Below are 24,196 nucleotides of genomic sequence, written 5' to 3' on the forward strand. Positions count from 1 at the left end.
TGAAATGGGAGTGAGAGAATTGAAGGATAAACAGGTTATTGTCGTGATTCATCGTTTTGGAGGTTTAATCTTTGGTAACTATATGAACTACAACACAGTTATTGATCATTCACAAAACGATGTCATCTACTTTGTGAATGAAAATGGATATAAGGATATTTCCGAGTATAAAGAACGAGCAGCCAAAATAATTCGATTTGAACGTCTGGAGCAGCAAGATGAATTGGATCAAGCTATGTTTGAAGTTGTCAATACCTATGGTCCGGTTGATCATCTCATTTGCTTATCCGAATTTGATATGGACATCGCCGCATTTTTAAGAACAAAGTATGCTATTCCGGGTGTAGATGAGCAACAGGTTCAATTGTACCGGAATAAGGTTGAAATGAAGAAGAGATTGAAGGAATACTCTATACGCACTCCTTATTTCATTGATTTTACAACCTCTGATGAAGTCTTTGCTTTCGCTAAAAAAGTGAATTATCCGCTTATCCTAAAACCTAAAGTTTCAGCAGCCAGCATAGGGGTCAAATTAGTGCATTCTGATGCAGAGTTGGAAGAATTTCTAACCACTATTTCCTTGGCAGAATATGAGGCCGAAGAATTCGTTGAGGGAACTATTTTTCATATAGATGGCATTGTGAATAAAGGGAAAATCGAGTTCATATCTGTGTCGCGCTATGTCGGTAGCTGCCTGGGCTTTTCCAAAGGAAAGCCGTGTGGTTCCATTCTGATTACTAAAGATAAGGAGCTTCGTCAACGCATTGTTGATTTTACCGACCGTTCGTTGAAGGCCCTGGAATTAAGTGAGGGTTCCTTTCATATGGAGCTGATTCATAAACAGGAAAAAGAATTGGTGTTTTTGGAAATTGGCGCACGTATTGGCGGGGCGGAAATTCCATTCTTTTTACTTGATCGCTTCGGTATCCATCTCGGTGAAGAAACGGTCAAAATCCTGTTGGGTACATTTACGGGAGTACCTGAAGCAGATTTAAATATACATGGTGGTTTTCTTCAAATTCCTGAGCCACAGAATACTCCGCTGGAAGTCATCCATGTAACGAGCCTCAAGGAGCAAATTCCGGAAATCTTTTCAGAAGTTATTCCTAATGCTGGAGATGTCATGGATGGTAGCGGCTCTTACTACCATATTAGCGGTCGATTTATGTTCGACGGGCAAAGTGAAGATCAGGTAGAGCAGGCCGTTCTTAAAAGCATTCAGCTTTTCCATTTGGAGGGAAGGCCATTAGAAAAAATAAAGATATCATAAACATCCATTCCCCTAAACTGTCACTTTAAATATAAAATCTCGAGGAGGTAGTGGAAAATGGTTGTGGACATCAAAAAAATTTTTCCGATTCCTGGTGTAGAGTATTTGACAGCTAAAAGAAATATCGTGATCGAGGATTTACATGTGAATAACTCTTTATATTGGATGCAGGCGCTCTCGTCTTTGTATCCGGAGTTCGCTGAAGAATTTAAAACGGTCTTTATCTCTCAAACCGACTCAGGAAAGCCTCACATCATGTTAGGTTTAGGTAATTATGTATCTATCAAAGTTTCCGCAAGTAAAACGCTGTTAAAGACGAATATCTATATTCAAAATAAAATGCTTTCTGAAATTAATGAATATGTCAATGTAACGCATATGCCTTATAAAGATATTTTTAATAAGCTTTCAGAAATGATGAAGACGGTTCAGATGCAAATCCCGGATGAGTTTGCGGATATGTCATTTTTAGGCGGCTGGATGTGCGAAACCATTCATGAAGAATTGCAGGAAGTTGCCGTGTTTACCCTCCCCAAAATCCTTATTCAAGGAACGGAAAATCAATTTGATGTGCTTAGCTGGTCTAACGACGTGATATTGCCTACCTCAGAAACGATTAGCTATTTAGAGAAGGCAGTTCAGGAAGAATACAAAGGGACGATTTCTTATGTACCCGATAAAGACACCTACATGGATAATCTTAATCGAATTCTAGATAAGCTGGGCAATAAGGAGTTTGCCAAGGTAGTAGTGACCCGAAAGGCAGTCATTCAATTAGAAGAAATAAAAAGCATATTACCTTTATTCTCGAAAATAAATCAAAAAAATTATCAGGAGTACAGCTACTTTTTTAAGTGGAATGATCAAAAAGAGTGGTTTGGCGTATCGCCGGAAGTATTGCTTGTTAAAAAGGGGCAGAAGGCAATTAGTAAGCCGCTTGCGGGTACACGCAAAATCGCATACGGGCACAAAACAGAAGAGGAAATTATAGCTGAATTGCTTCATGACAGTAAGGAGAATAAGGAGCATCAATATGCTGTCAATCTCATGGTTAACGATCTTAAGGAATTGGCGGTTAACAAGGATGTGGTCATCAGTGAGGATAAACATATTCTCAAAACACCGTATGCCTTTCATTTGAAAACTCATTTGTATGCTTCCTTAAAAAAAGAAGTTTCTACATTTGATGTACTCGGCAGAATTTATCCGCCTGCTACGATATGGGGGGTTCCGCGTTTGGAAGTAGAGCCAGTGTTATCCGAGGTTGAAGCATTCAAACGTGAATTTTTTGCCGGTGGTTTTGGATATTGCAGAGCCAATGATGATTCCAATTTTGCGCTAACGATACGAACTGCTTATCTGGAAAATGGAAAGTTACACGTTTATGCCGGAGGCGGGATTGTCGAGAATTCAAAACCTGAAAATGAATGGAAAGAAACAAGAACCAAAATGACTCCGTTCATCGGGAATATTGAAATTACGAATGAAACTAAAGGGGGAAATTTGCATGCTGGACATTTATAAATATAATAAATCAGCTTCGCCTTCAATTCATGATGTTATCCAGGCGACTTTACAGTGGCATTTTTCAGAAGAGACGGGCTCACCCTTTTGGCTGAAAAAGCGCATCTCCTTACCTTTCGACCCGCTGCACGACATCAAAACATTACAGGATCTGGATGAATTTCCTGACTATACGGAAGAAATGAAAAGGATTCCCGTGGATCAATTGATTCCTAAAGGACTGCATACATTGAATTGGGGCTTTGAAGTGTTTGAAAGTGGTGGAACGACAGGCTCTCCTCAAAAGATCGTCGACATGTATTCCAGAAAGAAAGCTCTTGAATGGGTATTTCAAGAACTGAATGATCAATCGATATTCGAAAATTGCTCAGGGCACTGGTTGCATGTAGGCCCTACAGGCCCCCATATTGTAGGCCGTTCGATTGGACGGATGGCAACCTACCTTTCCAAGCTGTGCTACTATATTGATTTTGATCCGCGATGGGTAAAAAAGTGCTCCAAAAACGGAGAGTTCGATGTAGTTAAAGCCTACATACAACATCTTTTGGAACAAGTTTCTACGGTGCTGGAAACGCAAAATATAGAAGTTTTATTTGCAACTCCGGCGCTCCTGGAGGCGATGAGTAAAAATGAAAAGCTGTCCTCCTTAATTCAGAAGAAAATTAAAGTTATTATTTGGGCGGGTACCTCCATTGATGAAGGCACGCTTGATGCGCTGGAAACATTCATTTTCCCAGAAGCCCGCTTGATCGGGTTGTATGGAAATACATTAATGGGGATCGCTCCTCAGCGTCAAAAATTCAAAGACGATCCTAAAGCCTGCGTTTTTCAAACATTACATCCCTTTTCTATTGTCCAATTAGTGGATAAAGAGAATCACAGGGAATTAACTCCATATAACACCTATGGACAAGTCAAGTTGACGTTATTCTCTCCTGAGTTATTTATCCCTTCGCGCCTCGAGCGGGATCAGGCCCTGCGCGTTGCTCCAGTAGGTAGCTATACTTGGGATGGCGTTGCTGATGTGAAGCCTATGGAAAATGTAAAAGAGAAAATCTTCGAAGGGGTTTATTAACCTATGCATATTCCTTTTATATGGTCTGGAGCGAGGTACGAATCGAAGCATAGAAGAGATTTAACATCTCTGCAAGGTCTATCTCTAGGTGAAATAGATGAGCTCCCGTCCATTGTCATATCGAGGGTCGCTCATGAGCTAAAAGCAACTCCGAAGCAAGCGCTAGCTGATATCCATCAAGCTTTCAAAAAAGCTGCTGATTTATTTGGTTCAGCTACGCTGGATGGAGAGAGTCCACAAGATTATGTACGCCATGTGCATTTGATATCAGGCGTTCCGCTGAAGGCGATTGAATCCTCGGTAAAAGAATTAAGTCATGCCATGGCTACAGCAGGACAGTATATCACGGGAAGTGCTCCAAATTTGGCTCCTATATACACGGAGGATGCTCCACGGAAAAATAAAACGGCCTATTGGATACCGAAAGGCCAGATTTTATCTGTTATCGCGCCCGGTAATAATCCAGCAGTGCATAAAGCCTGGATTGAAGCGCTGGCAGCAGGTTATAAAATTTTATTGCGGCCCAGCGCGAAGGACCCTTTTACACCTTATCGCCTGATCCGTTGCCTGTTAGCTGCCGGAATTTCTCCCTCTATGATTGCGCTGGTGCCCGGGGATCATTCGATAGTCCAAGCCGTTGTAGAAGCAGGTGATCTTGCGCTCGTATTTGGAGATCGTAATACAGTAGAGCAATACAAAAGTAATCCAAAAGTGATTACCCGCGGACCGGGCTATTCAAAAGTATACTGGCACTCTGATGCAAGTAATCACGACCTAACTGCACATGATCAGGCCATAGATGTGATTGTTCGCTCTATCGTAGATGGCGGAGGAATGAAGTGTACGAATGCAAGCGGGGTTGTTGTAAATAAAGCTCATATTCATGAGCTGGATGAAATCGCGCAGCAGTTAAACGGGTATGGCTCGAATGGTTTGCTAGATTACACAAGTGATCTTCCCGTATTTACGTCAGATAAAGCCTATGCGATTAGAGACTATGTTCATCAAATATTTCATTCCACCGACATCCTTTGGAAAAATGCCAAGGATGAAGAATGGATTATAGACTATGGGGACGGTACCGCCGCGCTTGCTCCCTTATTGGTGCATATCAATCATCTACCCGATCACATTCGCCATATGGAGCTGCCCTTTGCCTGTAGCTGGGTATATACACCTGAACCAGATGAGGTTCGCCAAACCCTGAAATCCACATTGGCACTAAGCTTGCTAACGGAGGATCAGGATTTGATCCATTGGGCCATTACCGAACCAACGATTAAAAAATTAGTGATCGATAATGCACCGACATGGACCACTTATGATTTGGTTCCTCATGACGGCTTTATTACAGAACATCTTTTTATTTCAAAAGGTGTAATTTAGGAGGGGAAATATGAGTATTCAAACATCTAAAAAACTTGAGTTGATTGATTTATCTATTGCTTTTTCTAAAGGGATGCCTAAATATAGTGCGGATTGGTTTCCAGAATTTACGTTCGATGAAGTAGCTCCGGAAACGATGACGGCCGCAGACTGGAAACGACGTTTTACCATTGTCTCTTTGTTCGCACATAATGGCACTCATGTGGAGTCTTCCGACCATGTATTTCGTGATGGAAAAACAATTGACCAGATTCCTCTGCAACACTTTGTCGGACATCCCGTTCTGATTGACCTGACCGATATTCCGGATCAATCAGAAATTACAGCAGACCTCCTCAAGCAAAGAATGGCTCATTTCGCTGTAGAAGAGGGCGAAATTTTGTTATTCCATACAGGGTACGATGATAGAGAATGGGGAAAGGAAGGCTTTTGGGATCGTTCTCCTTGGCTCAGTGCAGATGCCGCGGCTTATATTGCCTCCTTAAATCCTGTTTTTATAGGGCTGGATTTTCAAACCGAAAAACCTGCCGAGAAAAACTTTGTGGTGCATAAAAATATAGTTTCACAGGGTGCGGTTCTATGCGAGTATTTATTTAATTTGGATCAGCTCGAATCCGACACTTTATTCGTAGCCCTGCCTATCAAAATCTCCGATGTAGAAGCTTCACCTGTTCGAGCGATTGGCATCAAGGGATTAAGGGGCTAGATCATCACTATGGCGAAAAAAATATGCATAATTAGCGGTGCAGCCAGAGGGATCGGGAAAGCCACGCTCTATAAATATGTCGCAGAAGGATATACATGTATAGCAGTCGATAGAGATCTTGAGGCTTTAGAGCAAGTAAAAGCAGAGGTTTCTACAGAAAAAGCTGCTTCGATAAGAATATGGTGTGTAGATCTTCTGCATGACCAAAGGGAATTGAAGGATCAGCTTGCTGATTATGTACCCGACACGGAAACGCATCTGACCTTAGTCAATAATGTAGGCGGATCTCAAGAGAAACGGACGCCATTTCATGATATTTCGTGGGAAAGCTTTAATTCATCTTTTGTTTTTAACTTGAAGCCTGTTCTTCAATTGACACAAGCTTGCTTTCCCGTAATGAACAAAAATCAGAATGGAAAAATTGTGAATATATCTTCGATATCTGCTCGTAAAACGCTAAAAAATGTAGGTGCGGATTATTCGGCTTCCAAAGCGGCTGTCATTGCTGTTTCCCGGCATTTGTCCTATGAATTTGCCGAGCATGGAATTCTGGTGAATACAGTATGCCCTGGAATTATCGGAACCGAGCGTATCCTTCATAGATGGCAAAATCGTGAAGAGAAGATTAATCATGAGGTGCTGAGCGGTATACCGTTACATCGTTTGGGGACCCCGGAAGAGGTTGCCGAGGCTGTTTATTTTCTAGGTTCAGAAGCAAATCAATATATTACAGGAGCTGTTCTGGATGTGAACGGTGGAATGTATACTCCTTAAACCAAACCTGCTTGAAAGGGTGAACATGTTGCAAAATAACAGAGTGGCATTAGTTACAGGCAGCTCCAGAGGTATCGGTGAGGAAATCATTCGAAAGTTATCTGAGTCCGATATGGATGTAGTGATCACGTATCATAGTAATAAACAGCAAGCAACTCATCTGTTGGATACGATCAAAGATCATAATCGAAACGGGCTATTGGTACAGTTTGACCTGAGAGACGAGTCCAGCATTCTTCGGGCTTTTGAAGAGATTGAAAAGCATTACGGGAGACTAGACATTTTAGTTAACAATGCAGGGGTTGGAGTTCCTCAATCCATTGAAGAGCTGACGCTGGAAGAATGGAATCATACTTTAACGATTAACCTTACCGGAGCATTTTTGTGTACCAAATATGCTATTCCGCTGCTTAAAAAAAGCGAAGAAGGCAGAATTATTAATATTTCCTCTGTAGCGGCTCTAACGGGAGGAAGCTTCGGCCCTCATTATGGTGCCTCCAAGGCCGGATTGATTGGGTTAACCAAATCCTCAGCCCGTGAGCTGGCGAAATACAATATTAGTGTGAATGTGATCGCGCCAGGCCCGATCGCCTCGGAAATGACAGATTCATTAAATGACGCTGTGATGGAAGGGATTATCGGGAATACGCCGCTGGGTCGCTTGGGCAAAAAATCCGAGGTTGCGGAGCTTGTGCTCCAGCTTGCCAATCCGAAAATTGGTTATCTCACTGGACAAACCATTGTCATGGATGGCGGACGCTATATGCAATAATCATATTCGCTTATGGTGATCCAGTGTTTCGATTTATAAGTGAAGTATGTCATTTAACCTCAGAAATTCTATCCAACGGGATGGAATGCTTGAGGTTTTTTGCTATTGGCAACGGGCTCATTTTAGATAGATAGGGTAAGATGGAGGAACCAACTGGGGCTTTATGTTTATTAACAGCTAGGATCGTTATTTTTTCTTGACTGTTTAGTCTTGAATAAATATAATGATGATCAAAGGAGGATGAAATTGGGAAGAAACAAAGAGTTTGATACGACAGAAGTACTGCATAAAGCTATGGAAGTATTCGGACATTACGGCTATGAAGGGACCTCACTGCCACAGCTGCTGAAGGGACTCGGTATTGCCCGGCAAAGCTTATACGACACTTATGGTACGAAGAGAGAATTGTTTATCCTTGCTCTGAAGCATTACGTTAATGAGAAGAGTAACGCAGTTATGAAGTATTTAGCGACCTCTGAATCTGCAAAGCAGGGGATAGCTTATGTATTTCATGAAGCAGCAAAGGTATTAAAGGATAAGAACCGGCAAAAGGAATGCTTTATTATTTTTTCTGCTATTGATCAGATGCCTCATGACATGGAGATCAGAGCTTTTTTATTAAAAGATTTGAATACACTGGAAGAAGCCTTTTATGAAACTCTGGTTCGGGGCCAGGGGAATGGAGAAATCTCGAGTGACCGAGACCTTCGAGCTTTGGCACGTTACTTGAATTTTGCAAGATACTCCTTAACCCAATTAGCCAAAATGACGAGTGACCCCAAGGTTATGGATGATTACGTCACGGTAAGTTTATCTGCCTTGGATTAATAATGAAGCTTTATCATGGCTTCATTATTATTTTTCGAAATTCCAGACTGAACAGTCCGGTTTTATTATTTTTTTTGCTTATTTCGGACTGAATGGTCTATTAAAACAGGAGAGATGAATATGACAAGTGGAAATTTTCTTGAGGCCCAGGCAACCGAAATTCTAAAGGTGTTTCAAAGCAGCTTAGTAACGCAGGATTTTGAAAAATGGTTAACGCTATTTAGTGAAGATGCCGTCATTGAGTTTCCTTATGCTCCAGCGGGTTATACTCAAAGGCTGGTCGGTATTGAAGAGATTCGTAATTACATTTATGAGCTGTTCAAGCTAATGAGTATCCTCTCTTTCTCATCTCCAGACCTGTTTGTATCTAAAGATAAAATGGTTGCCGAGTATACATGCGATGCTGTAATGACAGGAACAGAAAAACCGTATCAGCAGTCGTACATTTCTGTGATCCACATAAAGGATGGGAAGATAACGCTTTTTAAGGATTATTGGAATCCGATGGTCTTACTTGAAGCCGCACAAGGTTAGATTTTAAAAATAACATTAAAAGGAGATAAGTCCAAAATGATGAATAAACGAAAGATACTTATTACAGGCGGAACAGGGAAGACAGGAATAAGAATTGCAAAAAGACTGAATCAGCAGGGATATTCCTATACCATTACCATGAGGAATGCAGAAGCCATTACAGCCCCTGAGAATCAAGTCCATTTCAACTGGTACGACAGTTCGACGTTTCTCCCTACTCTGTATAATGTTGAACGAGTTTATTTGGTTGCACCAGTGGGCGACCCAGAACCCATTAAAGTTATGAAACCATTTATTAAAATGGCATTGGAACAGGGAGTAAGGCGGTTTGTATTTCTCAGCAGTGCATCCATTCCAGAGGAAGGTCCGGTATTTGGCCCTGTTCATCAATTACTGAAGAAATTGGTTCCTGAATGGACTGTGCTCAGGCCTTCCTATTTCATGCAAAATTTCACCGAAGGCCAGCATGTAGCGACCATCTCACAACAGGATTTGATTATTAGCGCAGCAGGGCAAGGCAAAGTTGGTTTTGTGGCAGCTGAAGACATCGCAGAAGTCGCTTTAAGAGCACTTATTGATGAGGATGCACATAATACGGAGCATATGATTACGGGACCGGATTCTCTTTCATATGATGACGTTAGTCGAATGATTAGTGAAGTAACGGGAAGAAAGGTTATACACAAATCAATATCAGATGATGAATTGACCCGCAGTTGGTTAGCAGCAGGGATAAGTAAGGATTATGCTGAGATCATGACCGGACTCGACCGTAAAATTCGCGAGGAAGGAGCGGAAGATCTAAGTACTGATACTGTAATGAGGGTGACTGGGAAGGCGCCTGTCTCCTTCCAACAATTTGCACAGAGACACGCAGAAATCTGGACGCGGGAATTAGACAGAACTATGACATTTTAGCCAAAGTCAAACAGCGTGCACCAAGCTTGGAAAATTCTCTTGGAATCCTCGGCACTTCGCGTAAGATATTTGTGCGTCCCAGCTTCCAACTAACAAAACCGAAAGATAATATCTAGTCACGAACACAAGCTGAGAATTGCGCTAACAGAGACGCTCGTTGAATAAATCAGTCTAAATCTTCTATTAGAAGCAGACTAGAATTATTGCTCTAATAGGGGGGGATTAGCGAAAGGTGGCATCATTATAAAGCGGAAAAGCGAATCCAAGGGTCAATTCAAGTAAAGAAAGGACAGGGTTCACTTCAAACCGCCCTGTCCTTTCTTTATAAGTGAGGATAAACGAGTGATAAGTTTACGGTTCGATCAAGGTTTACAGATCGACTCTCCAGTTGCCCATCATCTTGGCGACTTCCGGGTCGCGGTATGATAAGAAAAGACTTTCCCGCGTATCGAGGGCCGAGATTTGTTCGATATCATCGGCGCTCAACTCAAAATCGAAAATGTCAAAGTTTTCGACGATCCGCTCTTTTCTCACCGATTTTGGAATTACAACGACTTCACGCTGAACAAGCCAGCGCAATACGACCTGAGCGACGGACTTGTTGTGTTTTTCTGCGATCGAGACCAACACTTCGTTTTTGAACATGTTGTTAAGACCCTCAGCGAACGGGGCCCACGACTGGTGTTGAACTCCGTGCTCTTTCATAAAAGCAGCGCTCTCTGTCTGCTGGTAGAACGGGTGCGTTTCGATCTGGTTGACGGCGGGTACGATTTCGTTATGAACGATGAGGTCCATCAGGCGGTCGGGTAGGAAGTTGCTGACACCGATCGCCTTAATCTTGCCTTCGCGGTACAGGTCTTCCATCGCACGCCAAGCACCGTAGTAATCGCCAAATGGCTGGTGAATAAGGTACAGATCGAGATAGTCGAGTTGAAGCTTTTTCAAGGATTTGGCAAATGCGTGCTTGGCACTCTCGTAGCCGGCATCCTGAACCCAGAGCTTGGTCGTGATGAACAGCTGCTCACGCGGTACGCCGCTGCGCTTGATCGCACGACCGACCGCTTCCTCATTCAGATAACCGGCGGCGGTGTCGATCAGGCGGTAACCAGCCATCAACGCTTCATATACGGCGTTCTCGCATTCTTCAGCATCTGGAACTTGGTAGACACCAAAGCCGATGATCGGCATTTTCACACCATTGTTTAATGTTACGGTTTGCATTGTATTTCCTCCCATTGTTCAAATGTAAAACGCAAACGGCCGCAAAACTCGGAAATCGGGCACCTCAGTGGGCTTCCGCTTACGGTCGACTTGCATTACAATAAGCCTATCGCCTTCGTGTTACACGAAGTCAAGCCATCTTCAAAAATTTTTATTTTTCCAAGGAGGATTCCACATGCATACAGTCAAAGAAGCTGCCCAGATAACGGGACTCACCGAGCACGCTGTACGCTTTTACACGGATAAAGGCTTAGTACCAAGCGTACAGCGCAATCAAAACAACATTCGGATGTTCGACGAAGAATCGATCAACTGGTTGCATGGCGTCAAATGTCTCAAGCAATCCGGGATGCCGATTGAAGTCATTAAAATGTACGTCGACTTCTGTCTCGAAGGAGATTCGACCATTCCGCAACGCTACACACTCATGATGGAGCATAAGGAAGCGGCGCTCATTAAGCTCGAAGAAGCCAAACAGCACGTTGCCCATTTGGAACAAAAAACGGCTCTATATCAGGCCATTCTGGAGCACCGCTCTCCAGACACGACCAATCCTGGCAACTGGGATAAAATTCAGCATATGCATAGTGACGTTTTTTACTCGCCCTCTGTTCGGAAGGCTAGAGATCTACGTGAGACACAACCACTCGAAGAAAATCCTCTGTTTTAAACTCCTGGTTGGCTTAGGATGAACAAGATTCACATCAGTCTAGATTGAAGTAACGAGAGACGATTACTTAATCATAACGAGAAGGCAGCAGGCCAAATGGACCCACTGCCTTCGTTCAAATCCTCTGTTTTTACACCAAATAACAGCACTGAACGCATCGTAAAAAATCATAAAATGGTAGCGTTGTTTCAAACATGAGTCGAACCGTCTGGGTAACTTAGTTCTCGGACTGATCTTCCCGATGTATGTATTTACCTTTGTAAATTTTACATTTTTCTATAGGTCTATAATATAACTTAAGGTGAGAGGGGAAGAAGGAGAATAGCTAACCACGTGATATGTGAAAAAAGATCATATACTAGAGAAGTCACATCTAGATCACCAATGGTCTTGTATCCGTTATTTGCTAAAACGGGAACAGGTTAGACGGATACTGCCAGTTTTTAAGGGGCCGAACACTGGAGGAGTGACTCTCACTCCAACATGGGAATACAGTAAAGCAGGGACTTACACAGTCGGTGGAGTTGCATGTGCGGATCAATCAATTAGCTAACGCACTTTCGGGGAAGCTTTCTATGCATCGAATGTATACATGATTTAAAAGGAGGGCCGCACCCCACGCCAGCGGCAGAATTGACTACTACAGAGATTAGAAGGTGAAGAAACGTAAGTCTGAAATAACAAGGGGCAGACTGAAAGATTAATGGAACTGCTAAAAAGGCACAGTATGCAAAAATACTTGGGATAAGCCAATTCTGTGTTTCACATCATAATATGCGAAAATTCAGAGAAGATTCAACTTGTGAATAGCTCACTTAACTACGTAATTGACCAATGCCCAATTATAATATACTATTGGTTAAAAATGTAATCAGGAGGCAGCTATATGTTTAACTCAGCAGTTTTAGAATCAATAAGTGACATAAACCTTTTGTATGAAATGCTGCAAGCAGAGTTTTCACTAGATGGTTGGGATGCTATGGTACATATTGCGGATAAACTCCACCACTCAATCAACGCATTCTATGAAGAAGACCAACTTAGACAAGCAAAAGGGCAGCCGAGAATTGATACTAAAAGACTTAAACGAAGTGTTGCTTTTTATTTTGGATATTCTATGGTGGCGAAAGGTATCGCATTGCAAAAGATGGGCGATTACTCAGCAGCCAGGGACTGTATTGAAAAGTATTCTGAATTGGGATGGATATCTGGATTGGACGATGAGGGGAAGGAGGATGTAGCACATTTTAGGATGATTGCAAATGCCAATACATATGTTTTGAATTTGCTGGAAGGTAATATGGAGGCGCTTCCTGAATATGTGCAATTTATACACAATGCTGAGGAAGAAGAGTTGTTGCCGGGGATTATTACGATACTGGAGTCAGCTTTAAAACATAACTGTAACGTTGATTGGGCATTAAAAGAATTTGAAGCTAATTTGGACGCTCTGGATGGAGAGTATGAAACGGAAGCCAATATTCGTTATTATATAGATCATTTATATCTTATGTCCCTTTACCACTTTAATAATGGTAATATTTACAATGCATTAAATATATCCCTCAAGGGATTGCGAATGTCTGATAAACTTAGGGATGATACTGGATATAAAAAAATCAATGCATTATTTGTTTCATTTAGTGTTCATGCAACTAAAGAACAGCTGAATGAATATAATGTATTGAACAAAACTATCCTAGAAAGGGTGTTAAAAGATGAAAAAGGCATTAGGTATGATGGCAGTAGTATTGTTTCTGTTAGGTAACGTAATCACCCCTACTGGTGCAGCAACGATCCAACCTAACAATCACGGCATGAATAGCTTCCAACAACTTAACAATCACGGCATGAATAGCTAGGTTCTATATTTGAAACCCCTTCCACAAAGAAGGGGTTTTTATTTGGCAGAATAGTTCCAAAGAATTATAACAATCTTCTAGAAATCTACTGATTTTATTTGAAGGATTTCCACTCCATTCACAGAACACTATCATGAGGAGAGGCGTGTCGAGGCGGGGGTGCTTCGTGCCCTCATAAAGCCATTTCAGCAGCACAAAGACTTATGTCTCGGCCGTCAATTCAAATATATCGGCTGCATTGGGCGTTTTACATTGCAATAAAACGATGAGGGCGCTCAACGTGATAACACTGACTAGTAATCGTTACTGATAATATTCCCTCCATTCCTATTCCAGTCTTAGGTTCAATATCAATTAACCCCATGATACTAAATAATGAAAAGCTAAGTGTCGTTCAGTATTTACTTCTAGCGGACCTGACAAAAGGTATTGTCAAACAGTTTCCTGGGAAGTTTTAAGCGAACGCTATAGACGCTCCAAAGCAGATTAGCTTTTTATAATCACCCGAAAGGGTGGCTATGGAAAGCTTTTTTACCGGTTTAATGAATCGTTAATACAACGATGGATGTAGTCGGTACGACGTACATACACAAATTTCGTTAGAGCGACGAGCATAGGTTTTGCTGAAATACAATATACGGTGTGTTCTTTGTACAATAAAGTTGTGTTCTAATGTCTAACAAATTATTAAGCCTGATGTCTTAGGACAGTCCAATCAAGTGTAGCCTAAAAAATTCGAAGAAAGTCTCCCGAGCATGATACAAAAAAGGAAGAAGGTTCGTCTTCCTAATAGCTGCAGCTTAAAAGGAGGCAATTACAAAATGAGTATTCCGGAATCCTCACCATTCCGCAACATATTTTATGAGTATTCTACAACAGCCTTTTTGATGTACGCGGCATTTTACATGGCTGTGCTCTTTGGACTCGGGCTACGCCGCATTGTTCGCAAGGATCTATAGGTTCTACTTTGAAGTTTCAGACTTCAGCAGCCATTCAAAAAAATTGTTTTAAAAGACCTCCTGAGAATAAAAAGATGGTCTAAAAAGACCGCCAAATTGTTTCCTTTATTCAAATAAATGAATCTATGAGTCTGTTTATCTATTTCGATCGTTCATTAGTTTCAGCCTCGTCCTTTACTCCATAATCACGCTTAAAGCGATCAAAAAGGGCGCTAAGGTCTTCAAGTCTACAGAAGGTGATAACGACATCGTTGTGGGGAATACTTCCTCCTTATAACAGTTGATATAAGGATATATAATTGAATCGCTGTACAACTTTAGGTAAGTCACAACCTGATTTTAATGGAGGTATCGAATTGATGAAAAAGAGCTTATTTGTATGTAACTTATTATTGAGCTTAGCAACGCTAACCGCAACTGGTGCAATGTCATCTATGAAGGTGAAAAATCTCTTCCTAATAAAGGGAACGACATTATTGCAACCATATCTACACAGCGATAATAATGTTTTAATTGGGGCAGGACAGATGGGCTGCTGCTAGTTGCTATTCTGACAATATGCATCTTAATTACAGTTTAATGTTACCCGTTACAGATCATCGGGTACAAGCTCAAACTTTGATCATTTGATGTTGACTTCTATGGCTAATATAGTATTTTCAAAAGACGTTTTAGGATAACCTAGAGCGTTTTTTTATTTTGAAAATCACCTGGGTATATGCCCATTTCTGCAAACAATGCTTATCTTTCCAGCGTAACAATCAATAGAAACCTACTAATTTGATTAACCATGTCAAGTTGGAGTTTTTCATCCTGTACAGAAGAAAAAGACAGTGGTTTAGAATTTCTATGTGGCCAAAAGTATTCAAATATGACAGCAATGAATATGACAGGCGATGAATTGGTCATGGACGTGAAGAAACCCTTAATCACTTGAGCTTCATAAAATACAAATGCAAATGCAATTGCTCTACATAAAAAGTTGACCTGATTTTTGCCCGCCAGCTACAGCATCCTCCGAAAATACTTTTCCACATCGTAACCAGTCATAGCAAGCATCCTTCCATCACAGGTTGCAAGTGAGCCGTCATTTGTTATCTCCCCAAATCAAATGTTTGAAAGGTCAGAAGTTTGTCAAAAATGGATATTATATCCTATAGTTGCAATTCGAATAATCTTCAAAGGGGAGCTATACATGGTAAAAAAAATTCAGTTGCCATTGCAAACCTTAAGTCTGGTTGTCTCCTTTATGGCCTGGGTCTTGATCTCTTCCCTGATTTCTTACATAAGTCAGGATATTCCGCTGACGCCTGGACAAAGAGCATGGTCTACCGCGATCCCGGTAATCTTGGGCTCTTTGCTGCGAATTCCGGCGGGTATTCTGACCAACCGCTTCGGGGCAAGGCTGATGAATACGGTCAGTTTCTTTATTCTGCTTGTTCCTGTCTATTACTTGAGCCAGGCCAATACTTTTCTGGATTTGGCGGTTGGGGGCTTCTTTCTTGGGATAGGCGGAGCTACGTTCTCGATCGGTGTGACTTCACTGCCCAAATATTATCCCAAAGAAAAGCAGGGCACCATCAATGGGATATACGGGATCGGGAACCTGGGTACGGCCATCTCTACCTTTGGCGCACCGTGGGTGGCTGATGCGATCGGCTGGTCAAGAGCCCTTCAGCTTTTTTTGATTTTGCTCGCCCTTTTCGCTCTGCTGAATCTGTTTTTAGGGGATAAGCGCGAAGAGCGTGTACGAAGCTCCTGGAAGAATCAACTCAAGCAAGTTTATCGCAACGAAAAGCTGTGGTTTTTCAGCATATTTTACTTCATCACCTTCGGCTCCTTCGTAGCTTTTACAATCTATCTCCCCGGTTTTCTGGTCAGCTATTTTGAATTAAGCAAGGTGGATGCCGGACTCAGGACGGCGGGTTTTATCGCCTTGGCTACCTTTCTCCGTCCAGTAGGCGGGATACTGTCCGACAAGTTCAACCCTTTTGTAGTTCTTATGTTCGTGTTTGCCGGCCTAACCTTGTCAGGAGTTTTACTCTCTTTCGGATTGACCATGCCTCTTTTTACGTTGGGTTGTTTGATGATAGCCGTGTGCGCCGGTATCGGGAACGGCGCGGTGTTCAAGCTGGTCCCGCTTTACTTTTCCAAACAGGGGGGCATCGCCAGCGGGATCGTCTCTGCAGCGGGCGGTCTGGGCGGTTTTTTTCCTCCACTGCTGCTTACCCTGCTGTTTGGGTGGACGGGCCACTACGCAATCGGCTTTATGGCCTTGTCCGAGGCCTCGCTGGCCAGCCTGATACTTGTTCTGTGGGTATTTTTCAGCAACAAGCTGGAGTTTGCGTCGGATATTATCAAGTCCACAGCCGATGCCGTGATGGTCACTGATGCCAAGGGCGTGATCCATACCGTAAACGCCGCCTTCACCGAGGTCACCGGATATCCCAAAGAAGCGGTGATTGGAAAAACTCCCAATATACTCAACTCCGGCTTCCATGATCGCTCTTTCTATAATGCCTTTTGGGACACTTTGCTGACCACCGGAAAATGGCAGGGAAAGATCGTCAACCGCAAGGCAAATGGGGAGATTTTTCGGGAGTGGCTCTCCGTAACTGCGATCACGAACGAGCAGAATGCCACCCATTATGTGGCTATATTCAGCGATCTTTCGCATTCTGACTCCGTAATCGGGGAAGGTGAAGGCGACAGGTTAGCGGAAAATCAATTCTCAAAAAAAGCAACAGGAAAGGAGGCGGGGGATTCATGTCAGGACCCGCATTGAGACATGTGGACAGTCATTCGATGATTCATGAGGCGGCCTTAGGCGAAGCAAGAGAACTTACCGAGCTGTTGAACAGAAGTATAAAAAAAGGCGAATTGGACAAAGCGGAGGAAATTGCCTACATCACGGTGGAGCATTGGGAGGGGCGTACGCTTCAGCACGCGGCCAGCGAAGAGGAAGGATTATATATAGAAGCTGTGGGCATCAAGCCGGAGTTGAAGAACGTCATTATTTCTCTGATTCGCGATCATCAATTAATGCGAGAAATTGTCGCTGAGATTAAGGAACTGCTGGTGCAGGGCAAGGTGGGAGGCGAGCTTCTTGCCCGTTTTCAGGCTTTGATTGTAGTTGATGAACTGCATAACCGGGATGAAATGAACATGCTGGAAAAAGAAGTGGAGGGGCTACTTCATGATAAATGAGACCTATACACTGGCGGCGATGCTTCCCGATAAACCGCTTCAATCCGTGGAGCCGAGGCTGTATCGGCTACTGGTACAAGAGCTCGAGAGGCTTCACCTTCATCCTTATGATGTGAAGGCGGGTGGCCGGGCTGATGATCACGGTATCACCGTCTACCTCCGATTTGGAGAGGAATTGGGACAGGTCACCAGCAGGAAATTCTCATGGGCATTGGTGGAAGGTGGCAACGACGAGGTCTTGACCTTTTTTAAACAGTCGGCGGAAAAGATTAAGAAATCGATGATTGCCGATTATTTTAAAATGATGAAATCCTGACAAGGGTCGACAGATGAGTGTAGAAAAGTAGCTACGAAAGAAGGCGAACCAGATGAATCAGGTGGAAATGGAACAGTTTGTCCGGGATGATCGGAATGATTTGCTTGCCTTGCTTGAGATGAGATTCGGCGGAGTGCCGCAGCCTGTGCAAGAACAAATCTGCCGGCTGCAGGATCTGAACGTGCTTCAGCGCCTGATTATCGCGGCTTGCAATGCAGCGGATTGGGAAGTGTTTATGGAAGAGCTTCAGTCGGGACAAGACAGCTTTAAACTGACGGGGGAAAGGTTTAACCCGGTAAACCAGCGGGGAAAGGAGCATCTGTGCAATGGCTGAACATAAAAACAAGCTGCTTGAAGCGTTGAAATACTTAAAACGCGGAGAGGCCATTAACGAGGGATGGACCGAGGAGAGCCCCAGATCCCGGGATTGGGAGAGCCTATACCGCGGCCGCTGGCAGCATGACAAGGTCGTCCGGTCGACACATGGCGTCAACTGTACCGGTTCCTGCAGTTGGAATGTTTACGTCAAGGACGGCATTATCACCTGGGAAACACAAAAAACGGACTATCCGACCACGGGGGTCGACAGCCCCGAGTATGAACCTCGGGGCTGTCCGCGCGGGGCTAGCTTTTCCTGGTATACCTATAGCCCGATCCGGGTGAAGTATCCCTATATCCGCGGCGATTTGTACGACATGTGGCGTGAGGAGTTGGCAGTTGTGGAGGACCCGGTCAGGGCCTGGAAAAACATCGTCAGTGATCCCAAAAAGCGTGAGAGATATGTCAAGGCTAGAGGGAAAGGCGGCTTCGTCCGGGCGGATTGGGATGATGCCTGTCAGATGATCGCCAGTTCTATTATCCATACCATTCAACAATACGGTCCGGATCGTGTCGTCGGCTTTAGCCCGATCCCGGCCATGTCCATGGTGAGTTATTCGGCAGGGACACGCTTCCTGTCGCTGATTGGCGGGACCATCCTCAGTTTTTATGATTGGTATGCAGACCTTCCCCCTGCCTCGCCGCAGGTTTGGGGAGAACAAACAGATGTGCCGGAAAGCGGCGACTGGTATAACTCCAAGTATTTTATTATCTGGGGGACCAACATTCCGCAAACCCGCTCTCCTGATGCGCATTTCATGGTGGAAGCCCGTTATAACGGCACCAAGGTGGTCGGAGTCAGCCCCGATTATGCCGAATATGAAAAGTTTGCGGACATTTGGCTGCCGGCTAAAGCCGGAACCGATGCCGCGCTTGCCATGGCCATGACCCACGTCATTCTCAAAGAATTCTATGTGGATCAGCAAGTCTCTTATTTTACGGATTACGTGAAAAAATTTACCGATCTACCTTTCCTCGTGATGCTGGAGGAACATGGAGATGCGCTTCGCTCGGGCCGCTTTCTCCGGGCCTCCGACTTGGGCGATGCCCAGGAGTTGGCTGAATGGAAAACGGTAGTCTGGGACGCCGCATCTGGAGTGCCGATGGTTCCGAGCGGCAGTCAGGGCTTCCGTTGGGATCAGGACAACAGGTGGAACCTGGATCTCGAAAATCCCGACGGGACAGTAGTGGACCCTCTGCTGTCATTTATTGATGCGGCGGATGAAGTGGCTCTCGTTGACTTTCCTTATTTCGTGGAATCGGAGGGAGGGACAGTTCGGCGCGGAGTTCCCGTAAAGCATTTGTCGAGTGTGGAAGGCGAGACGATCAAAGTCGTGACGGTTTACGATCTTATGATGGCTCATTTGGGTGTACCCAGACAGCAACTGCAAGGCGATTATCCGGCCGATTATAACGATCCGAAGCCTTACACTCCGGCTTGGCAGGAAGCGATTACCGGCGTCAAGAAATCTCACTGCATTCAGGTAGCGAGGGAGTTTGCCGAAAATGCAGCCAAGACAGGTGGAAAATCGATGATCGCCATGGGCGGAGGAACGAATCATTGGTATCACAGCGACCAAATCTACCGTTCCATTCTGAATTTGGTTCTGCTCACGGGCTCCCAGGGAGTAAATGGCGGCGGGTGGGCCCATTACGTAGGTCAGGAAAAGGTAAGACCAGTGGAGGGGTGGCAGCAGATCGCATTTGCAGGAGATTGGATCAAGCCTCCCCGCTTACAAAACGGAACCTCCTTCTTCTACTTCGCGACGGAGCAGTTCCGCTATGAGGCCAAGGTCAATGAGGAACAGAAACCATCCTGGGGCGGGCGGTTTAACCATATGCATCCTGCGGATGTCAATGCGCTGGCCGTAAGGCTCGGGTGGTTGCCTTCATTCCCGCAATTCAACCAGAACTCCATCGATGTGGCCAGACAGGTTCGAGAAAAAGGGTTTTCGGACGACCAGGAGGCCGTACAGGAAATTGCGAGAATGGTTAAAGAGGGAGAGCTAGATTTTGCGGTGGAGCACCCCAATGATCCGAACAATTTCCCGCGTGTCTTTTTCAACTGGCGGTCCAATCTGCTTGGCGATAGCGGTAAAGGGCATGAATACTTTGCCAAACATTTGATCGGGGCGGACAATCAGGTGTTGACGGACCCGAGCCATTCGTGGCGGCCGGAGACGGTGAAGACGGATGACGTCCCACCGGAAGGCAAAACCGATTTGTTCATCAGCATGGATTTTAGAATGACGAGTTCGGGGCTGTTTTCAGATATCGTGCTGCCAGCAGCGACCTGGTACGAAAAATACGATTTAAGCACGACCGATATGCATCCGTTTGTCCATCCGTTTAATCCGGCTGTTGAACCGCCTTGGCAAAGCAAAAGCGATTGGGACGCTTTTCGGGAAATCGCCAAAACGTTCTCCCAATTGGCGGAGAAACATTTGCCAGCCTGCGAGGATGTTCTCATGACTCCGCTCGGACATGACAGTCCAGATGAGATCGCCCAAGTTCACGGAAAAATCCGCGATTGGCGCAAGGGAGAGACGGAGGCAGTGCCCGGCAAAACGATGCCCCATTTTTTATTGGTGAAGCGTGACTATTCGAACGTGTATGGAAAAATGATTACCATCGGACCGAACATTAAAAAGGGCTATGGAACAAAGGGTATTAAAATTCCCGGCGACAAGGTGTACGGCCAGCTCATGGAGCGGCTGGGGGCATCGAAACATGAGGGGATCGGCAAAGGACAGCCGGATCTATTCCGGGATAAACAGGTAATCGAAGCGATTCTGCTGATGTCTGGCGCCACGAACGGAGAACGGGCCGTGGAAGGCTGGCGTTCGCTAGAGGCCAAAACCGGCAAAAAGCTTGAGGACATCTCAAAACCTCGGGAAGAGGAGGCTTTCACGCTTCTGGATATTACTGCTCAGCCTCGGCATACGATCTCAACTCCGGTCTGGAGTGGCTTGGAGAAGGACAATCGGAGATACTCGCCCTTTACCTTAAATACGGAGTACAGCATTCCATGGCGTACTTTAACAGGCAGACAAAGCTTCTATCTGGACCATGAGATGATTTTGGATTTTGGTGAAGGGTTGCCTCTTTATTTACCGCCGCTGGAACACATTCCTTTTTTTAAGGGAGAGAAAGGAGTACCAACGAAAGGGAAAACGATGACGATTCGTTATTTGACCCCACACCAAAAATGGGGAATTCATACGATGTTCATCGACACCAATCAAATGTCGACGCTCTTCCGCGGATGGCAGGTCGTCTGGCTGAACGAAAAAGACGGGGCTTCGATCGGGATCAAGGATAACGATTGGATTGAGGTATATAACCGGAATGGAGTCATCGCAGCAAGAGCGGTGTTGACTTACCGGATTCCAGAGGGGATCGCTTATATGTATCATGCCCAGGATCGCACGCTTGGCGTGCCGGGCACCTCTATCACCAAGCAGCGAGGCGGTACCCATAACAGTGTGACCCGGATTACGATGAAGCCGACACATATGATCGGAGGTTATGCCCAATTGAGCTACGGGTTCAATTATTACGGGCCTACAGGAAGTCAGAGAGATACGATGACAATCATCCGACCGTTGAAGGAGGTTGACTGGCTTGAGGATTAAAGCGCAAGTCGCCATGGTCATGAACTTGGACAAATGCATCGGCTGCCATACCTGTTCGGTGACCTGCAAGAACACGTGGACCAATCGGCCCGGAACGGAATACATGTGGTACAACAATGTGGAAACCCGGCCGGGTCCCGGTTATCCTCGGGCATGGGAAGACCTGAGGAAATTTAAAGGCGGGTGGGTTCTGCGCAACGGAAAGCTGGCACTCCGAGCTGGGGGGCCAATCACCAAACTAGCGAATATTTTTTGCAATCCGAATATGGCCAGCCTGGACAACTTCTATGAGCCGTGGACCTATGATTACGATAACTTGATTCATAGCCCCAAGCGGAAGCATCTTCCGGTCGCGCGGCCTGTATCACTGATTACCGGAGAATATATGGACAAGCCGGAATGGGGCCCGAACTGGGATGACGATCTGGCTGGCGGAAGCGAGATCGTACCGCTGGACCCAAATGTCAAGCAGCTTCAGGAACAGATCGCCATGGAGTATGAGAAGACGTTCATGATGTACCTGCCTCGCATTTGCGAGCACTGTCTGAACCCTTCCTGCGTGGCTTCTTGTCCATCCGGAGCTCTGTACAAGCGGGAGGAGGATGGCATTGTACTTGTAGATCAAGACGCCTGCAGGGGGTGGAGATTCTGTACCAATGGCTGCCCCTACCACAAGGTATACTACAATTGGAATACGCACAAGGCGGAAAAATGCAATTTCTGCTACCCGCGGACAGAAGCGGGAATGGCCACGATTTGCTCGGAAACCTGTGTGGGCCGGATCCGTTATATCGGTGTCGTCTTCTATGACGCGGATCGGGCCAAGGCGGCTGCTTCCGTGGAGAATCCGCAGGATTTGTATGAATCCCAGCTTTCGGTGTTCCTTGACCCCTTCGAGCCGGAAGTAATCAAGGAGGCGAGAAGAAGCGGGATCAACGATTCCTGGATCGATGCGGCACAGCGCTCGCCGATCTATAAGCTTGCCATGAAGTGGAAGGTTGCTCTGCCACTTCATCCGGAATACCGCACGCTCCCTATGGTGTGGTATGTTCCGCCGCTTAGCCCGATTATGAACCATATTGAAGAAGACGAGCTTCAGACCGATCACTATATTCCCGCCGTCGATCAGATGCGGATTCCAATGGAGTATCTGGCATCTCTGCTTACGGCAGGGGATACCTCCGTCATCCGTAGAGTGTTGCTTAAAATGACCGCCATGCGTGTCCATAGGCGGCAGCGAACCGTTGGCGGCATGGATGATCTCAGGCACAGCCAGCTTTTGGGGGAGGCGGGAATTACGGTGGAGGAAATTGAAGAGATGACCCGATTGTTCGCTGTTGCCAAATATAACGAAAGGTTTGTGATTCCAACCGCCCGGAGGGAAATGGATGGCGCGAAAGAGCTTCATTACAAGCAGGGGGCCTGCAGCATCGAATCCATTACCCCGTCAAGCGCGGTCACGTCACATCTTTTCGCAAGGGAGGATATGGATGATGGAACATAAGCCCGTTTTGCTGGTGGCCTGCGCCAGATTGCTAGGATATCCCTGTGAGGATTTTCAGAAAATGAAGGAGGAACTGCTTGCAGCTGTCCAAGAGGAAATGAAGGATAATGAGCTGGCGAGCAGGTTTGGCCAGGCGGCCGAGGCTATCTTCACGGTTCCTCCCAAGGAGCTTCAGGAAATTTATGTTTGGACGTTCGATTGGAAGGAAAAGACCGGACTCTATCTGACCGCTCATGAATTGGGTGACAGCCGGGAACGTGGGGCAGCTCTGATTCTGCTTCAGCATATTGTCCGGGATGCGGGCTTTATGATGCCGAGCGGGGAGCTGTGCGACTTCATTCCGCTGTTGTACGAGCTGCTGGCGGTAAGGTCCGACAATGTTCATGTACGCGCGCTTGAACTCCGGCTGGCCGCAGCCACAGAGCGGATTCGGAAGCATCTGTCTGAAGACAGTCCCTATTCCGGGTTGTTGAACTTTCTGATGACCGATGTTTTCGAGGTCCCTACGGAAGAAGAAATTCGCATGCTGGAGAGCAAGCGGGAGAGCGCCGATCTGGATGAACTGCCTTACCCTATCCTGTTTGGCATGGACGGTACGGCTCGTAGCGATTCGGGCTTGCCTGTCTACAAAACGTGCAATGGAATGGAGGTATAATG

General features: G+C 45.2%; 22 protein-coding genes. 21 read left to right on the plus strand and 1 reads right to left on the minus strand.

From position 1 onward, the window contains the following. The first annotated feature begins 19 nt into the window (after nucleotides 1-19). The 10 genes from NSQ68_RS12735 (at nucleotide 20) to NSQ68_RS12780 (ending at nucleotide 9,787) form a co-directional block, all read left to right on the plus strand. A complete protein-coding gene (locus NSQ68_RS12735) occupies nucleotides 20-1,270 on the plus strand; it encodes an ATP-grasp domain-containing protein (RefSeq protein WP_342429022.1) in 1,251 nt (416 codons plus the stop codon). Nucleotides 1,271-1,327: 57 nt separating this feature from the next. Continuing rightward, the gene (locus NSQ68_RS12740) at nucleotides 1,328-2,794 is read left to right on the plus strand and encodes a chorismate-binding protein (RefSeq protein WP_342429023.1); all 1,467 of its coding nucleotides are present in this window, start codon (nucleotides 1,328-1,330) and stop codon (nucleotides 2,792-2,794) included. After that, nucleotides 2,778-3,869: a hypothetical protein gene (locus tag NSQ68_RS12745; protein ID WP_342429024.1), complete on the plus strand. Its 1,092-nt coding sequence runs from the start codon at nucleotides 2,778-2,780 to the stop codon at nucleotides 3,867-3,869. Before NSQ68_RS12740 ends, NSQ68_RS12745 begins: the two co-directional genes overlap by 17 nt. A gap of 3 nt (nucleotides 3,870-3,872) precedes the next feature. Continuing rightward, nucleotides 3,873-5,255, plus strand: coding sequence for an aldehyde dehydrogenase family protein (locus tag NSQ68_RS12750; RefSeq protein WP_342429025.1), 1,383 nt, complete (start codon nucleotides 3,873-3,875; stop codon nucleotides 5,253-5,255). A gap of 10 nt (nucleotides 5,256-5,265) precedes the next feature. Continuing rightward, complete coding sequence (locus tag NSQ68_RS12755) at nucleotides 5,266-5,961, plus strand: cyclase family protein (protein WP_307344990.1); 696 nt, start codon at nucleotides 5,266-5,268, stop codon at nucleotides 5,959-5,961. A gap of 9 nt (nucleotides 5,962-5,970) precedes the next feature. Continuing rightward, on the plus strand, nucleotides 5,971-6,735 hold the full coding sequence (locus NSQ68_RS12760) for an SDR family NAD(P)-dependent oxidoreductase (protein ID WP_342429026.1): 765 nt from the start codon (nucleotides 5,971-5,973) through the stop codon (nucleotides 6,733-6,735). A 25-nt stretch (nucleotides 6,736-6,760) separates the two neighbouring features. Further along, nucleotides 6,761-7,507 (plus strand): 3-oxoacyl-ACP reductase family protein, encoded by a 747-nt coding sequence (locus NSQ68_RS12765; protein ID WP_342429027.1) that lies wholly within the window; start codon nucleotides 6,761-6,763, stop codon nucleotides 7,505-7,507. Between the two features lie 246 nt (nucleotides 7,508-7,753). Next, nucleotides 7,754-8,335, plus strand: coding sequence for a TetR/AcrR family transcriptional regulator (locus NSQ68_RS12770; protein WP_342429028.1), 582 nt, complete (start codon nucleotides 7,754-7,756; stop codon nucleotides 8,333-8,335). A 120-nt stretch (nucleotides 8,336-8,455) separates the two neighbouring features. Continuing rightward, nucleotides 8,456-8,869, plus strand: coding sequence for a nuclear transport factor 2 family protein (locus tag NSQ68_RS12775; protein WP_342429029.1), 414 nt, complete (start codon nucleotides 8,456-8,458; stop codon nucleotides 8,867-8,869). Between the two features lie 36 nt (nucleotides 8,870-8,905). Next, the gene (locus tag NSQ68_RS12780) at nucleotides 8,906-9,787 is read left to right on the plus strand and encodes an ergot alkaloid biosynthesis protein (RefSeq protein ID WP_342429030.1); all 882 of its coding nucleotides are present in this window, start codon (nucleotides 8,906-8,908) and stop codon (nucleotides 9,785-9,787) included. A gap of 369 nt (nucleotides 9,788-10,156) precedes the next feature. On the opposite strand, the gene NSQ68_RS12785 is transcribed toward NSQ68_RS12780, so the two are convergent. Beyond that, nucleotides 10,157-11,008, minus strand: coding sequence for an aldo/keto reductase (locus NSQ68_RS12785; RefSeq protein WP_342429031.1), 852 nt, complete (start codon nucleotides 11,006-11,008; stop codon nucleotides 10,157-10,159). Nucleotides 11,009-11,183: 175 nt separating this feature from the next. On the opposite strand from NSQ68_RS12785, the gene NSQ68_RS12790 reads away from it, so the two are divergent. The 11 genes from NSQ68_RS12790 (at nucleotide 11,184) to narJ (ending at nucleotide 24,194) form a co-directional block, all read left to right on the plus strand. Next, on the plus strand, nucleotides 11,184-11,678 hold the full coding sequence (locus NSQ68_RS12790) for a MerR family transcriptional regulator (RefSeq protein WP_029515307.1): 495 nt from the start codon (nucleotides 11,184-11,186) through the stop codon (nucleotides 11,676-11,678). Nucleotides 11,679-12,564: 886 nt separating this feature from the next. Next, the gene (locus NSQ68_RS12795; RefSeq protein WP_342429032.1) at nucleotides 12,565-13,446 is read left to right on the plus strand and encodes a DNA-binding protein; all 882 of its coding nucleotides are present in this window, start codon (nucleotides 12,565-12,567) and stop codon (nucleotides 13,444-13,446) included. Nucleotides 13,447-14,361: 915 nt separating this feature from the next. Beyond that, a complete protein-coding gene (locus NSQ68_RS12800) occupies nucleotides 14,362-14,499 on the plus strand; it encodes a hypothetical protein (protein WP_342429033.1) in 138 nt (45 codons plus the stop codon). Between the two features lie 359 nt (nucleotides 14,500-14,858). After that, nucleotides 14,859-15,041, plus strand: a complete 183-nt coding sequence (locus NSQ68_RS12805; RefSeq protein WP_307345016.1) for a hypothetical protein — start codon at nucleotides 14,859-14,861, stop codon at nucleotides 15,039-15,041. Nucleotides 15,042-15,694: 653 nt separating this feature from the next. Then, nucleotides 15,695-17,284, plus strand: coding sequence for an MFS transporter (locus NSQ68_RS12810; protein ID WP_342429034.1), 1,590 nt, complete (start codon nucleotides 15,695-15,697; stop codon nucleotides 17,282-17,284). Continuing rightward, nucleotides 17,266-17,706, plus strand: a complete 441-nt coding sequence (locus tag NSQ68_RS12815; protein ID WP_342429035.1) for a hypothetical protein — start codon at nucleotides 17,266-17,268, stop codon at nucleotides 17,704-17,706. The genes NSQ68_RS12810 and NSQ68_RS12815 overlap by 19 nt, the downstream gene beginning before the upstream one ends. Continuing rightward, the gene (locus tag NSQ68_RS12820) at nucleotides 17,696-18,022 is read left to right on the plus strand and encodes a hypothetical protein (protein WP_342429036.1); all 327 of its coding nucleotides are present in this window, start codon (nucleotides 17,696-17,698) and stop codon (nucleotides 18,020-18,022) included. The genes NSQ68_RS12815 and NSQ68_RS12820 overlap by 11 nt, the downstream gene beginning before the upstream one ends. A gap of 52 nt (nucleotides 18,023-18,074) precedes the next feature. Continuing rightward, nucleotides 18,075-18,356: a hypothetical protein gene (locus NSQ68_RS12825; protein ID WP_342429037.1), complete on the plus strand. Its 282-nt coding sequence runs from the start codon at nucleotides 18,075-18,077 to the stop codon at nucleotides 18,354-18,356. Beyond that, nucleotides 18,349-22,035, plus strand: a complete 3,687-nt coding sequence (locus NSQ68_RS12830) for a nitrate reductase subunit alpha (protein ID WP_342429038.1) — start codon at nucleotides 18,349-18,351, stop codon at nucleotides 22,033-22,035. The genes NSQ68_RS12825 and NSQ68_RS12830 overlap by 8 nt, the downstream gene beginning before the upstream one ends. After that, nucleotides 22,025-23,539: a nitrate reductase subunit beta gene (gene narH, locus NSQ68_RS12835; RefSeq protein WP_342429039.1), complete on the plus strand. Its 1,515-nt coding sequence runs from the start codon at nucleotides 22,025-22,027 to the stop codon at nucleotides 23,537-23,539. The genes NSQ68_RS12830 and narH overlap by 11 nt, the downstream gene beginning before the upstream one ends. Next, complete coding sequence (narJ, locus tag NSQ68_RS12840; protein ID WP_307345036.1) at nucleotides 23,526-24,194, plus strand: nitrate reductase molybdenum cofactor assembly chaperone; 669 nt, start codon at nucleotides 23,526-23,528, stop codon at nucleotides 24,192-24,194. The genes narH and narJ overlap by 14 nt, the downstream gene beginning before the upstream one ends. Nucleotides 24,195-24,196: the final 2 nt, after the last annotated feature.

This window comes from Paenibacillus sp. FSL L8-0158 (genome assembly GCF_038592965.1).
In the GTDB taxonomy this organism is placed as follows: domain Bacteria; phylum Bacillota; class Bacilli; order Paenibacillales; family Paenibacillaceae; genus Paenibacillus; species Paenibacillus polymyxa_D.